Annotated in this window: 11 protein-coding genes; all 11 read left to right on the top strand. The window is 48.6% G+C overall.

Annotation, left to right across the window (positions count from 1 at the left end):
- Position 1 precedes the first annotated feature (1 nt).
- Positions 2–952 (top strand): radical SAM protein, encoded by a 951-nt coding sequence (locus tag ATORI0001_RS01545; RefSeq protein ID WP_050768514.1) that lies wholly within the window; start codon positions 2–4, stop codon positions 950–952.
- Between the two features lie 99 nt (positions 953–1,051).
- Positions 1,052–1,378 (top strand): hypothetical protein, encoded by a 327-nt coding sequence (locus ATORI0001_RS01540; protein ID WP_003148383.1) that lies wholly within the window; start codon positions 1,052–1,054, stop codon positions 1,376–1,378.
- Positions 1,379–1,429: 51 nt separating this feature from the next.
- Positions 1,430–2,926 (top strand): nicotinate phosphoribosyltransferase, encoded by a 1,497-nt coding sequence (locus ATORI0001_RS01535; RefSeq protein WP_003148312.1) that lies wholly within the window; start codon positions 1,430–1,432, stop codon positions 2,924–2,926.
- Between the two features lie 101 nt (positions 2,927–3,027).
- A complete protein-coding gene (gene argS / locus ATORI0001_RS01530; protein ID WP_003148491.1) occupies positions 3,028–4,869 on the top strand; it encodes an arginine--tRNA ligase in 1,842 nt (613 codons plus the stop codon).
- A 249-nt stretch (positions 4,870–5,118) separates the two neighbouring features.
- The gene (locus tag ATORI0001_RS01525) at positions 5,119–5,799 is read left to right on the top strand and encodes a MarR family transcriptional regulator (RefSeq protein ID WP_003148826.1); all 681 of its coding nucleotides are present in this window, start codon (positions 5,119–5,121) and stop codon (positions 5,797–5,799) included.
- A 222-nt stretch (positions 5,800–6,021) separates the two neighbouring features.
- Positions 6,022–8,091 (top strand): transcription termination factor Rho, encoded by a 2,070-nt coding sequence (gene rho / locus ATORI0001_RS01520; protein WP_003148816.1) that lies wholly within the window; start codon positions 6,022–6,024, stop codon positions 8,089–8,091.
- 114 nt (positions 8,092–8,205) lie between these two features.
- Positions 8,206–9,276 carry an OmpH family outer membrane protein gene (locus tag ATORI0001_RS01515; RefSeq protein WP_003148681.1) on the top strand — a complete coding sequence of 357 codons (1,071 nt, stop codon included), beginning with the start codon at positions 8,206–8,208 and terminating at the stop codon, positions 9,274–9,276.
- Positions 9,277–9,519: 243 nt separating this feature from the next.
- Positions 9,520–10,965 carry a hypothetical protein gene (locus tag ATORI0001_RS01510; RefSeq protein WP_003148254.1) on the top strand — a complete coding sequence of 482 codons (1,446 nt, stop codon included), beginning with the start codon at positions 9,520–9,522 and terminating at the stop codon, positions 10,963–10,965.
- A gap of 138 nt (positions 10,966–11,103) precedes the next feature.
- Complete coding sequence (locus tag ATORI0001_RS01505) at positions 11,104–12,285, top strand: ABC transporter substrate-binding protein (RefSeq protein WP_003148157.1); 1,182 nt, start codon at positions 11,104–11,106, stop codon at positions 12,283–12,285.
- A 12-nt stretch (positions 12,286–12,297) separates the two neighbouring features.
- Positions 12,298–13,173, top strand: a complete 876-nt coding sequence (locus ATORI0001_RS01500; RefSeq protein ID WP_003148450.1) for a branched-chain amino acid ABC transporter permease — start codon at positions 12,298–12,300, stop codon at positions 13,171–13,173.
- A gap of 11 nt (positions 13,174–13,184) precedes the next feature.
- Positions 13,185–14,321, top strand: coding sequence for a branched-chain amino acid ABC transporter permease (locus tag ATORI0001_RS01495; protein WP_003148318.1), 1,137 nt, complete (start codon positions 13,185–13,187; stop codon positions 14,319–14,321).

Raw genomic sequence — 14,321 nt, 5'->3', positions numbered from 1 at the left:
TATGTGTGAGCTTTGTCCTCGTCGCTGTAAGGCGAGAAGAAACTCTGGAAAAGCCGGGTTCTGTGGTGCTTCAAATACGCTTCGCGTTGCTCGCTCGGCTTTGCATTTTTGGGAAGAGCCGCCTATATCGGGGGAGGCAGGGTCGGGAGCCATCTTTTTTAGCGGCTGCCCTCTTCGCTGCGTGTTTTGCCAAAATCACCAGATTTCACAAGAGGGTTTTGGCCGTGCGGTATCGGTTGAGCGTCTTGCATGTATGATGCTTGAGCTGCGGGAGCAGGGAGCACTCAATATCAACCTGGTTACGCCGATGCACTTTGCACCGCAGGTGAAAAAAGCCATTATGCTTGCCAAACAGGCAGGGCTTAACCTTCCTATTGTATGTAATACCTCGGGATACGAACTTGTGCAGGTAATACGTGCCATGGGAGACGTTATTGACGTATGGCTTACCGACTTCAAATACGCCAACACACGTTTGGCAAAAGAACTTTCATACGCCCAGGATTATCCCGATGTTGCGGCTGCGGCTCTGACGGAGATGCTAAGTCTTCTGCGCGCTCATGGTGGTCGCAAGATGAGCGCAGACGGCAGCATGCAACAGGGCATTATTGTGCGCCACCTTGTGCTTCCGGGGCACGCAGACGATTCGTGCGAGGTACTTAACCGGATTTGGAATATCTGTGGCAATGACGTTGATGTGTCCATCATGAATCAATACACGCCGAATGAGCGCTGCCTCAAGCAAGGAGGCCTTCTGTCTGCGACGCTTTCGGATGAGGAATATGAAATTGTCATTTGCCACGCCGACGATCTTGGGTTCAAACAAATCTGGTGGCAGGAAGGCGGTACTGTTTCCGAGAGCTTTGTGCCACAATTTGATGCAACGGGGATTGAAGGTCCGGCACTTTTGGTACCCCAATCCCATCAAGGAACTACGGACATTCACGGATAGACTTTGGTGAATTGCGAAGACCGAGCATACAACGAGAAGATACAACGAAAAGGCACAACGAGAAGCTACGACGAGAAGATCAAACTATAAGGAGCGGCTATGTCAGATGATATGCACACTCTTTCCAAAGATGAGCGCGCTGAGCTAGAGCGCCTCAGACAGGAAAAGAAATTGCGAGAGGCTCAAGCGCAGGCTGCAGCCGAGCGCGCGGAGCTCGAACAGCTCAGAGCGGAACAAGCTCAGGCAAAAAGTATCGAGCAAGAGCGCAAAGAAGCCGAGCACATTGCCGAGGTTCGAGCCCGTGGTGCCAAGCTCATGCAGCCGGATGAAGATGATCTCAGAATGCCGATTGGTCAGAAAATCGTCATAATATCGGTAGTTCTTCTCGCCATACTTTTCTTTATTGCAACTTTCGTAGTACATTAACCTTAACAATGCAACCCAGTGAACAATTCACTCAAGGGGGAAGTGAGCGCTATGTCGTTAACCGATCGCACCAAACCGTCCGACGTATGTTTGAATACGGATCTCTACGAACTCACTATGGCACAGGGATACTGGGAATCGGGGATGGTTGATAATGAAGCCTGTTTTACCGCGTTTTTCCGCGAGAATCCCTTCGGTGGCGGCTATGCCATTGCATGCGGTATTGGTCAGATAGCGGATCTTGTTGAAAATTTTGTATTTGAAGATGACGATATCAGCTACTTGGCAAGCGTTCCTTCTCCTGGTGGCGGAAGCCTCTTTAAGCCCGGATTTCTTGACTTTTTGCGCAATCATCGACTGAATCTTACGATCGATGCCATTCCTGAAGGCGAGCTTGTGTTTCCGCGTGAGCCAATCGTTCGCGTCACAGGCCCCATTATTGACTGTCAGCTCATTGAAACCGCGCTGCTCAATCTTGTTAATTTCCAAACGCTTGTGGCCACCAAAACCGCTCGCGTTATCCGTGCGGCTCAGGGAAATCCTGTTTCTGACTTTGGATTGCGCCGGGCACAGGGTCCTGACGGTGGTCTTGCGGTTGCTCGCGCATCGTATATTGCCGGTGCTTCAAGCACTTCAAACGTTCTTGCCGGAAAGATTTACGGAATCCCCGTATTTGGGACGCACGCTCACTCGTGGGTTATGTCTTTTTCAACGGAGCTGGAAGCATTCCGAGCGTTTGCCCGTTCCTTCCCTAAAAACTGTGCGCTTCTTCTGGATACCTATGATGTCCATGAAGGTATTAAAAATGCCATTATCGTGGGCAAAGAAATGGAAGAGCGTGGCGAGAAGCTCGGTGCCGTTCGTATAGATTCCGGAGACCTGGCAAAGCTGGCCAAAGAAGCTCGTGCCGCCTTTGACGATGCGGGACTGCCGTATGTAAAGATTTCCGTATCAAACGATCTTGATGAATATACGATTCAATCACTTTTTGCCCAAGGTGCCCCTATTGATTCCTTTGGTGTTGGCACCAAACTGGCCACGTGTGATCCTCAGCCGTCACTTGGCGGTGTCTATAAGCTGAGTGCCATTCGGGAACATAAAGATGAAGCGTGGAGGCCGGTTATCAAGCTTTCCGAGATGGCTTACAAGCGCACCATCCCTGGTATTCAGTCTATTCGCCGCTACTACGACATGAGCGGATGCCCGATAGGCGATATGATTTACGACGAAGCGGTGCTTCTCGCCCAAAACGTCGAGACGTCTGCGGTAGTAACCGATATTCTCGATCCATACTCCACTCATAAACTTGCAGGTACTTCGCAAGAGCTGATGATTCGTGTGGTTGCAGATGGCACGCGGACAAAAGAGGCCGAGACCATTGAAGTGGCACGCGAGCGCTGCCATGACGCACTGATGCATTTGGATCCCGCTTATACGCGCTTCTTAAATCCTCAGGTGTATACGGTTGGTCTTGAACAGGGGCTTGCAAAGCTCCGTCATGAACTTGCCGTGGAGCATGCGTGTGCTGTCACAACTACCAGCGAATAAGTGGTACAATAACCAGCCGATTGTTACAGGGCAAAAGTCTTGTGCAATCGAGTGGCTTAGGCCATGTGGAATAGATGCGTTTTGACATACAAGGAGATTTTATGCGCGAGAAGATCGAGCAGCTGGTACGTAAGGCACTGGCAGATGCTCAGGCACAAGGAGACTTACCCCAGTTTGAGGTCGAGGATCTGGGCCTTGAGCGACCGGCTGATGCTTCAAATGGCGATTGGACCTCTACGGTAGCCATGCGCTCGGCTCGCCTTGCCCACAAGTCTCCTCGCGACATTGCTGCCGCACTTGTTGCACATATGTCGGATGTTCCGGAAATTGAACGCGTGGAGATTGCCGGACCGGGATTTGTAAACTTCTATCTTTCAACCGCTGCTGGAAATGAAATTTTCCGTACCATTCGTGAGCAGGGTGCGGATTTTGGTAAGTCGGATTTTGGCAAGGGTACAAAGATTCAGGTGGAATACATTTCCGCCAACCCGGTGGGTCCGCTTCATGTTGGTCATGGTCGGTGGGCAGCACTTGGCGATTCGCTGTGCCGTGTGTTTGAGCATGCCGGCTATGATGTTGAGCGTGAGTATTACATTAACGATCACGGCTCCCAGATGGATGTTTTTGGCTCTTCAATCTCAAAGCGCTATCTTCAGCTGAATGAAATCATGGCACAGAAGAACGTGGAGCTCCAAGAGGCCTATCAGATGCTTTTGGACGACCGCGAAGCCTTTATTGAGGATGAGGATGATTCTCGTCCTGAAACTCACCCCTATATGGACGCCTTTAATGAGTCGCTCGGCGGTAATGCATATGGTGGCGATTACATCATTGATCTTGCAAAGCGCTTCTGTGAGGAGAACGGAGACGCTTGGGTGAGCGCCAGCGAAGATGACCGTATGGCTGATTTTCGTGAGCGTGGCTATAAGCTGATGCTTGAGTCTATTAAAGCAACGTGCCACAATGCTCGTTCAGACTTTGATGTCTGGTTCTCTGAGCGCTCTCTGTATGTTCCGGATGAAAACGGCAAGTCTGCGGTTGACCGAGCCCTTGAAACACTTGATGGTATGGGGTATCTCTACCATGAGGACGGAGCGCTTTTCTTCCGTTCAACAAAATTTGGTGACGATAAGGACCGCGTACTCATAAAGTCTAACGGTGAATACACGTATTTTGCTTCCGATGTGGCTTACCACTGGAACAAGTTCCAGCGTGTTGATCATGTCATTGATATTTGGGGAGCCGATCACCATGGCTATATCCAGCGTGTTGACTCGGTTTGTACCGCGCTTGGATTCCCGGGACAATTTGAGGTTCTTCTCGGCCAGTTTGTCAATTTGCTGCGTAACGGAACTCCCGTAAAGATGTCTAAACGTAAGGGAACCGGTATTCCTTTTGATGAATTGCTTGGCGAAGTGAGCGTTGACGCAACACGTTATACGCTGATGTCCAAATCATCCAATCAGATGATCGATTTTGACATTGAACAGGTAAAGCGTCAGGACAGCTCAAATCCTGTGTATTATGTGCAATATGCCCATGCGCGTATCTGCTCTATTCTTCGCCGTGGTGCCGGTGTAAGCATAGAAGAAGCGCAAGAGCTTGGAATGGATGAGGTAGCATCGCGTGCCATTGGAGACTCGTATGACCTGAGTCTTCTTTCTGAGAATGTTGAGCAGGCACTGTCTCGTAAGCTCTCTGAATTCCCAACGCTCGTTGAGAATTGTGCAAGAGATCGTGCTCCGTTCCGTATTACGCACTATGTTGAGGAGCTTGCATCCGATTTCCATGGTTTCTACACGGTCTGTCAGGTTCTTCCGTCTGAGAGTCGTCCGCTTGATGAGGATCTTTCACGTGCACGCTTGGCCGCCTGCGACGCTACACGTCGGGTTCTTGCCCTTGCTCTTAACTTGATTGGAGTGAGTGCGCCACAAAGCATGTAGTTGCATTTTTCTACATGGTATTTTTGTGAAGACAAATCAAGCGAGAAAAGATACTTAAAGTTCTTTTTATTCACGAGAGTTTTATAACGGGCTTATGATTTCAAATTTTGATGTCATAAGTCTGTTATTGTATGCATAATATATTTGAAAACTATTGTTGTGTTCCCACATAATCGGCAGAGTTTTAGGAGTATACTGTTTTTGAGAGTATAAAGAACTTATCGTTCGGGCATAGAACGGAGGTCTAAGATGGAGCTTCGGGAGTACATGTCCATCCGCAGATCCTACAACTTGGTACGGAGATCTGTTCCGGCAAATAGGCGATTAACGTTTGAAGAATTTGCTATCTTATGCCGCTTGAAAGTACAAGATAGTTCGATTAAGACATCTGAAATTGCGGAATATCAAGGAGCGCTTCGCCCCACAATCACGCATCGTACGTCTCACCTTGCAAAATTAGGGTTCATACATCGTGAGGAAGGTTCTTCGGATCACCGCAATGTGGTGTGTACGTTGACTGAAAAAGGACATACTGCTGTTCTTGATTTAGCTCGCCTTACCTGTGCCTGCATCTCTCCGGGTCAAGCGCTTGCGCGCACTTCGGCAGAACGTATTTGTATGTACGTCAATGCCATGGGCGCTCTGTTTTGTCGTGCGGGAGATTTGGTTCTTTTATGTTTGCATGATGCCAAAAGCGGTACTCGTACGGTTAATGAACTTGTTGATGATCTTGGTTTATTGCAGCCAACTGTCTCCATGTCCATTACCGCCCTTGCAAATGAAGGTCTTATAGAACGCTCAAAGGATGTCGTACTTTCTCGACGCTCAACCAAGATTACCTTGACACCACAGGGTACGTATTCAGCCCATTTAATCAATCAGCAGATTGTACGGCTGGTTGTTAAGAGGAGGGCGCGCGTTAGTGCATAGTGTGTATTTCCCCCAGTACACCTAGCGCCGGCGCCTTATATAGCCCGCCTTGCAACTTCCTTTATTTTTTGGTGCAAGGCGGGCATAATTGTGTTATAGTTCTTCCTGCTTGCAGTATTTCTTGCAAGCTTATGGCGCTTGTATTGCGCTTACTATCTACTATTTGACAAAGAGATTTTATTTTAGTTATGTATTTTGGATTGAAATAGAGAGGCATAGTATATGGCGGATGTTGATTCCCTTTCTGCCCTAGAGGTTTCCGAAGAGCCGGTAGCCGCCCCCAAGCGTCGTCGTGGACGCCCCCGTAAGACAGAGAGTGCTGCACAGGAAAAAATAACGGAGCAGCCTCAACCAACTACAGGTACTGCCAATACAGAAGAAAAAACAAAGCGACGCCGTGGTCGTCCGCGTAAGTCTGAAATTAAAGTCGATAATAAGCCGGACGCATCTCCCATGATGGATACTTCTGAGTCAGCGTCGGCTTCTCCTGCTGATGGAGAGCAGGTAGCCGCTCCCAAGCGTCGTCGTGGGCGTCCTCGCAAGGTTGATGTAGAGGCTTCGACAGATGTAGCGGTCAAAGGTTCCACCTCACAGCCAAAATCCGCTCAGGAGCCACAGCAAGAAACAATTTCAGATAGTGGCGACGGAGAGCATGGTATTGGAGAAGTTAAGCTAAGGCGCCGTCGTGGACGTCCTCGTAAAAATGAAACCGTTGACGCCGAGATGAATCGTCTGATTGTGCAGGCAGCGTCATCACATTTAGAAAAATCCCCCCAGCCAACAACGTCCGCCGAGGATACAGCAACAAAAGGAGCGCTTGTAGCTCCACAAACTCCTGAGGAAAGTACGGGAGATTCTTCCGAGGTATCTGCACCACGTATACGTCGTCGCTACACTACTGGCGCCCACGGAGATTCTCAGCAGCAAAGTAAAAATGATGCTCATGACGTGCGTGAGTCTTCGAGAGATCGTCGGCAGAACACCAACCAGCGCACTTCCAAGCGTCGCCAACAAGCACCGGTAGAGCCTTCACTTACGCGAGAGATGCTGGCGGATATGAAGGTCGCTGAACTGCGTGCAAAAGCGGCAGAGCTCAACCTTGAGTATCTTGGCATTCGTAAACCTGACCTTATCGAAATGATTTACCACGCAGCCGCTGCAAACGAAGGTTTTCGCTCCGTTGAAGGTATCCTTCAGATTGGACCTGAGGGGTATGGCTGGGTTCGTACGGGCAACTATATGGAAGGCGATGACGATGCCTTTGTTCACCAACAAATCATCCGTCATCTTGGCCTGCGGCAGGGAGATAAGATTGTAGGAACGGTAAGCCCGGGACGCGCAAACAGCAAATATCCTCCGCTGCAGCGCGTTCTTGAAGTAAACGGCGGATCGGTCGAGAACCTCAAGTCTCGTCCACGTTTTCGTGATTTAACTCCAATTTTCCCAAATGAGCCGCTTAAGCTTGAGCACGGGAAGAATTCAATTACCGGTCGCGCCATTGATCTTGTAGCTCCCATTGGTAAGGGACAGCGAGGGTTGATCGTTTCTCCTCCCAAGGCAGGAAAGACAACAATTCTGAAAAAGATTTGTCAATCCATTTCAGCAAATAATCCGGAAGTCCATCTGTTCTGCTTGCTTGTTGATGAGCGTCCGGAAGAAGTAACCGATATGCAACGCTCCATTCAGGGAACGGTAGTTGCTTCAACGTTTGATATGCCTGCTGAAAACCACACTGCTGTTTCCGAGCTTGTTATTGAGCGAGCAAAGCGCCTTGTTGAGATGGGTCAGGATGTCGTGGTTATTCTCGACTCTATCACACGCCTTGCTCGAGCATATAACCTCGCTATTCCTGCATCAGGACGCATTCTTTCCGGCGGTGTTGATTCAGCAGCACTCTATCCGCCCAAGAAATTCTTGGGTGCCGCACGAAATATTGAAGGAGGCGGCTCGCTTACCATTATTGCGTCAGCCCTTATTGATACCGGCTCCAAGATGGATGAGGTTATCTTTGAGGAGTTCAAGGGTACCGGCAACATGGAGCTGAAGCTTGATCGTGATTTGGCCGATCGTCGTATCTTCCCGGCAATCGATCCTGTCGCTTCCGGTACGCGCAATGAAGATCTTCTTATGAAGCCTGACTACCAGCCATTGATTTGGGGTCTGCGGCGCTCTCTTGCAAACATGCCTACAACCGAGAGAGCCACAAATGCGCTTATCAAGGGCCTGCAACAGACGGCAAACAATGAGGACTTTCTCATTCGGTCTGCCAAAAAGGCGGCAGAGCTAGCGTAATAATATGGGATATATATGGAGTAAAAGAAAATATTTCTGAAGCGTATGCAACGTTTTATATAGTTGATTCGTCTTATGGATTAAAGGTTTTCTTTAGTCATGTAAGGAGTTTATATGAATCGCTATACTAAAAAGCTTTTTGAGGTACGTGGAAAGCTACATTCTGCTTTTGTCCTCGCGGTCGTCTGTATGATGGTCGTGTGTGGGGGAGGAGTAGCGGGATGTCATGCACAGCAGGCCCCGCAAGAAGCTCCGAAGCAGGATGCAAAAAAGGCTGATACGGATGCAAAGCAAGACACCTCTCGCTATAAAGAGCTTAAAGCTCAAGTTGATGCTCTTGATACGCGCGTTACCTTTTCTTTTCATACGGTGAATCATTCATCAGATGATGAAGGAGATTTGAAGAATATAGAGGGGTGTCTAAAACAAGAAAAGGCAATTACAGATATGGAAAAGAAGTTGGATGCCCTCACGTCTTCAAAAGATTCAACTTCTCAAGATTTAACTGAGCAAGAGCTCTCAAAACTCCAACAGGCGGTTCAGGCTAAAAAAGAGGAGTTCACAAAAAACGTTCGAACTGTCCTTGAACAGGAACTGAATGATGTGAGTGAAATGGAATTTGGAGGAGTTCCACTATCACATAGAAGTCTTTTAATATATCAAGATCGTCTCGAAAGGCTTCCTCAATACGTTGATAAACTTTCTACCATTGTGGATGGTACATTTGAGAGTGATACATGGAAAGAGGATTTTTTAAAGCGGGTGGATGCTTCAACGACTCAGGTGAATAGTGCTTTGGATGCAACTCCTCTGCCACCAAAATCTGAAAGCCTTGATGAAGAGAAAAACTATCCTGATACGAAAGTAACGATTGATCTTCCGTATGCAACGTTTGAAACTACAGAAAGAGCTACAAAATATTGCGAATTTGGTCATACGCATTATTGGAAGCAGGGAGTTGTGTATGACGAGTATGCGTTTTTGTCAAAGGGAAGTTTTTATATAGATGAAGACGGTTCCGGAAGATCTTTTGGTGGTGATGGTATATGGGTCACTGCGGTCTCTCCTGATACACAAATAGAAGGTACGCCGGAAAAATCTGGATTAACATCAGACGGAAAATATAAAGTGATTATAGGTGCTGCTGCAGGTGGAGGAATGGCGGGAACTGCAAAAATTAAATAGTTTCTGACACTTCCGGAAGCGCTTGGATTGAAATTTGAAATTATTTTGTGAATATTGCTGCGTAACAGGTACAAGTACGTTATAGTCTCATATAGGCATAAAGATGCTGCAACGGATACACGAAGATAAAACGAACCCCATACCGTTGCAAACTCATTGAGACCCAAGACGTATGGGTCAATGTTCTTCTCGGTATAGGGTTGTAATCTCTCTCCTTCGTGTGGTTTTGTGGGAGGAGTACGTATGACATGGCGCAAAAACCCAGCGGTTATGGCTGGTTTGCTTGGGGGAGTAATGTTGGCAGCGGTGCCGGCATCTGTCCAAGCTGCTACCTTTGAGCCATCAGACTCTCCGGTGGTATACGCCGCCATTGGTGCCGTTGGCGGTCTTTCATGTATTGGTATGGTATCCGGAATCGCGTGGCTTATTGGCTATCATGCCCAACAAAAACGAGAAGAGCTGTCCGAAGTACCGAGCTCTGAGGCAGTTGTTCAATATGAATCCAAGCACTCCCACAGCGTTTCTCAAAATGCTGATATAAGCACGGTTATCGCTCTTGATAGGCCTCAAAGCTTTGCATGTACCGAGTACAAACCTCGTCATATGCGCGCACAGCAATGGAGCGAGAATCGGGGTATCCGAGTTCAACATGTATCCGATGAAAACGCAATTCATGTTTCGCAGAGCAATGTATCCGAGGCGGCAAAACCGCTTTCCGCTCGTCCAAAGGTACACGTAAAGACTTCTCAAGAACCGCTACATTCGCAACCTCGCGCCGCACATGCTGCAAAAGATTACGAACAAGTTGCTGAGAACTACCTTAAGCTCATGTCTTTTCGTGAACGCATGGCATCTCGTGCCCGTGGAGCTGCCGAGGTGCTGAAAGAGCGTCTTGGGGGAGATCCCATGGAAGGCCTGCCCGTTATTCCTCGTGCTGACGGAACCGTGGGTGATGTTGGTACCAGCTGGTGGACCACAAGGGTTGGCGAGAAGAACATCGCACGTGATTTTGGCATTACTGCGATAGAAGCCGAGGCTATTCCGGATGAGTTTTCTTCTCGCACATTCAGGCCAATCGCAAACCATACGGATATGGCCGTTGGGACAAAAACACGTATGGAAGAAGCATGCGGAAGCATGAACCACAATTTGGATGGTCGTGGTGATGTGCCCGTTGCCGATCGCGTAGCCTTTGTTGATCAAGGTATGTTCCCCGAGAAACGGACGGTTTCCGAACTATCGCACAAGGATGACTGGGAGCTCGCGCTTGATGCGCTCGACGCAAAACTTGGCCATGATACGCACAATGTTACGCGCGATCCCATTGAAGTTATTCCGGCTACGTCCGGTATTGCGACGCAAGGTGGAACTTCCGCGAACGCAGGCACGTCAGACTCTCTTGGAAATTCAGATTACATACGGTCGGCCTATATCGAGCATCTTGTTGCAGACGTTGAAGAAGAAATGCAGCGAGCTGCCAAAAAAGAAGAGCAGCGTCCTACGCGCGAGCTTTTCCGTCTTATTGACGGTGGTACTCATTCCTTAGAGCGAATTCCAACGCCGGCAACAACATCCGAACAAATAGAAGCCTTGAAGTCCGCGAAAAAAGAACAGACGGAGGCAAGGTCTCAGAAGCGCTACTGTCCCAAGCACTTCTCGACAGGTATGCAAGAAGCCATCGAAGCATAAACTTTCTTGTTTCACCTTTGACGTAAAAAGAAAAGTTACAAAAAGAAAAACTTACTTCTTTGAGCCCGGCTTTGGTCGGGCTCAGTCATACACTTTCGTACTACAACTGACGGAGTGTAGTTTGGAAGGACCTGAGATATGGCAGATGCGTATATGTCACGCCGCCGCTTTTTTGCGCTGACAAGCTCAATTGCCACGTCCGCATTTCTTGCGGGTTGTGGATCTCAACGGGCGGACAACTCACATATTCGCGTAGGTGTTATGGGACCGTACACCGGAGATGTCGCGCAATATGGGTTGGCGGTACGAAGCGGAGCTCTCCTTTATATTAAGAAGTTCAACGAGCAAGGCATTTTGAATGGCAAGGTAATTGAGGCTATTGCAGAAGACGAGAAGGGCGATTCAACGGAAGCCATTCTGGTATACAACAAGCTGATTGACGAGGGCGTTACCGCCATTATCGGCGATGTTACCTCAACGCCAACAATTGCACTTGCACAAAAGTCCGTTTTGGACACCATACCTTGTGTGACCGCTTCCGCAACAGCGGGGGATGTGGTTGTTCATGGGAATAATATGTTTCGCGCCTGCGTCACCGATCCATTTCAGGGTCGTGTGATGGCGGAGTTTGCGTATAAGCAGGGATATAAAAATATCGGCACTATCTTTAATTCAGGCGGAGACTACGAAACCGGTGTTAACAATGCCTTTGTTAAACATGCTGACGAATTGGGAATTCAGGTTACGTCTCAGCAGGGGTATCCCGAAGGAGCCGTTGACTTTAATGCTCAGCTCACTACCATCATCTCCAAAAAGCCCGATGCCATTTTCTGTCCCAATTACTACCAAGATGACGGCAAGATTGTGACGCAAGCTCGCCAGCTTGGATATACGGGGGTTATTATGGGCTCGGATGGATGGCCGAATATTATCGGTGGAAAGCAAGATTATGCATCCGCTGCTGATCTGAATAATTGCTTTTATAACTCATCCTTTGTCGCCTCAAATACGGATAAAAAGGTTCAAGACTTTGTTGCGGCTTACCAGGAAGAATACCAAAGCGCTCCAACAAACTTTTGTGCTCTTGGCTACGATGCGGCAATGATTGTATGTCAGGCCCTTGCCGTGGTGGAAAAGGCTGGATATACACTGGGCACACTGGAATATCGCAAGGCCACCATTGAGGCAATTGCCTCCAACAAAGTTGACGGAGTTACGGGAGCCATTTCATATAACGGCTCGGGTGATCCGGTGAAATCAACGCTCATCGTAGCATTTCAGGATGGTAAAGAAGTTATTTATGACACCATTGAGGGTTAGGAAGTGAGTCCTGTGTCATTTTTTACGCAACTTTTAAACGGCCTGCAACTGGGCAGTATCTACGCCCTTGTCGCCCTTGGATATACCATGGTGTATGGCATTATTTTGCTCTTAAACTTCGCACACGGCGATATTATTATGGCTGGCGCGTATATCTCATGGATTGCCATGGCTCAGCTGGGTATGCATCCTGCTCTTGCGGCGCTTTTAAGCATTGTTGGCTGCATGGCATTGGGAGTGGCAATCGATAAGATCGCCTATGCACCGCTGAGAGAAGCACCTCGTCTTTCGGTTCTTATTACCGCCATTGGTGTTTCATATTTTTTGGAAAGCGGCTCACAGCTTATTTTCGGAGCCGATGCAAAGGTGGTTCCGTCGTTTGTTAATTTGACGACCGTTAGTTTTGGCGCCGTCACTCTTTCGCTGACGGCTATTCTAACCGTTGCTATAACCTGCATCTCAACGATTGTTTTGACGTTCCTTGTGCAAAAGACGCGTCTTGGAAAAGCCATGCGCGCCGTTTCGGAAGACATGGGAGCGGCTCGCCTGATGGGCGTCAATGTTAACAGTACCATTTCGTTCACCTTTGCCGTTGGTTCTGCGCTTGCAGGTATCGGAGCAATTCTCTACAGCATGGCATATCACCAAGCAACACCCACCATGGGCATTATGCTGGGAACAAAGGCGTTTGTTGCGGCAGTCCTGGGCGGCATCGGTTCCATTCCCGGAGCCGTCGTCGGAGGCCTTGTTGTTGGCTTCGTTGAAGTTTCTGTAGCCGCACTTGGCCTTTCCGTCTGGCAGGATGCCGTTGTGTTTTTGCTGCTTATTGTCGTTCTTGTTGTTAAACCAACCGGTCTTCTCGGCCATGCCGTTACCGAAAAAGTTTAGGAGGTAGTGTCATGACAAAAGAGTATTCTCGCGAGAAGAACCCCGTAATCACAACAGGAGCGGGAATAGAGGGGCCGCGCAAACATCTCTCTATGACACAGCGCTATCTTATCAATGCTCTTGTAGTGGCTGTTTTTATCTTTGGAGGAAATGCTTTGGTAGGGGAAGGGATTATTTCTCGCTACCAAACGGTCATTCTTGAGCAGGTGGGTATTTATGTGCTTATGACCGTGTCGCTCAATATTGTGACGGGCTACTTGGGACAGCTTCCCCTTGGACATGCGTGCTTTATGTCCATCGGCGGCTATGCCTGTGCCATTTTTATTATCCGCGTAATGCCGCTTGTGGGACTCAGTGTAACCGATATGGCTCTTGGATCTGCGCCTGCCATTGCATTATTTGTTTCGGGACTGCTTTTTGGCGGCGTCGTTGCGGGCCTTGCCGGTGTCATTATCGGTATTCCGGCACTTCGCTTAAAGGGAGACTACCTCGCAATCATTACGCTCGGTTTTGCCGAAATCGTTCGCGTGGTTTTGATAAACATTGATGCAACGCTGGGCTTTAAACTTACCGGAGGCGCTTCCGGTTTAACCGGCATTCCTGCCTATACCAGCTTTTTGAATACGGCGCTTGTGGTGGCCCTTTCAATCTTTCTTATTCATACGCTTATGAAGTCTCGCCATGGCCGCGCCATTTTGGCCATTCGCGATAATGAAATAGCGGCCGAAGCATCCGGCGTTAATACCACCTATTACAAGACGCTGGCTTTTGTGTTCTCCGCTTTTCTCGCCGGTATTGCAGGCGGACTCTATGCCGGTTGCATTGGGGTTATGGCTCCGGCGAAATTTGGTTTTATGAAGTCGGTTGAGATTCTTGTCATGGTGGTTTTGGGCGGCATGGGTTCTATGTTTGGATCCGTTATTTCCGCAACGGTTCTGACCATACTACCCGAAGCTCTGAGAGCGTTTGCGGATTATCGTATGTTGGCGTATGCCGTCGTACTCATTCTTGTAATGATTTTCCGTCCCAAAGGCTTATGCGGCTCCTATGATTTCTCGCTCACTCGCATCATTGAACGCATTATGAACCATGACTATGTCTGGAACAAAGATACAGATGATGACGCTTCTCACAAGGAGGTGAAGTAA

The organism is Lancefieldella rimae ATCC 49626 (genome assembly GCF_000174015.1).
Taxonomy (GTDB): domain Bacteria; phylum Actinomycetota; class Coriobacteriia; order Coriobacteriales; family Atopobiaceae; genus Lancefieldella; species Lancefieldella rimae.
Note: the sequence above shows the minus strand (reverse complement) of the source record. Positions and strands in the feature narration are given on the sequence as shown.

Coding starts and splice junctions, on each gene's coding strand:
- ATORI0001_RS01510 (WP_003148254.1), top strand. CDS start 9,520: ATGACATGGCGCAAAAACCCAGCGGTTATGGCTGGTTTGCTTGGGGGA.
- ATORI0001_RS01495 (WP_003148318.1), top strand. CDS start 13,185: ATGACAAAAGAGTATTCTCGCGAGAAGAACCCCGTAATCACAACAGGA.
- ATORI0001_RS01525 (WP_003148826.1), top strand. CDS start 5,119: ATGGAGCTTCGGGAGTACATGTCCATCCGCAGATCCTACAACTTGGTA.
- argS (WP_003148491.1), top strand. CDS start 3,028: ATGCGCGAGAAGATCGAGCAGCTGGTACGTAAGGCACTGGCAGATGCT.
- ATORI0001_RS01535 (WP_003148312.1), top strand. CDS start 1,430: ATGTCGTTAACCGATCGCACCAAACCGTCCGACGTATGTTTGAATACG.
- ATORI0001_RS01515 (WP_003148681.1), top strand. CDS start 8,206: ATGAATCGCTATACTAAAAAGCTTTTTGAGGTACGTGGAAAGCTACAT.
- ATORI0001_RS01545 (WP_050768514.1), top strand. CDS start 2: ATGTGTGAGCTTTGTCCTCGTCGCTGTAAGGCGAGAAGAAACTCTGGA.
- rho (WP_003148816.1), top strand. CDS start 6,022: ATGGCGGATGTTGATTCCCTTTCTGCCCTAGAGGTTTCCGAAGAGCCG.
- ATORI0001_RS01505 (WP_003148157.1), top strand. CDS start 11,104: ATGGCAGATGCGTATATGTCACGCCGCCGCTTTTTTGCGCTGACAAGC.
- ATORI0001_RS01540 (WP_003148383.1), top strand. CDS start 1,052: ATGTCAGATGATATGCACACTCTTTCCAAAGATGAGCGCGCTGAGCTA.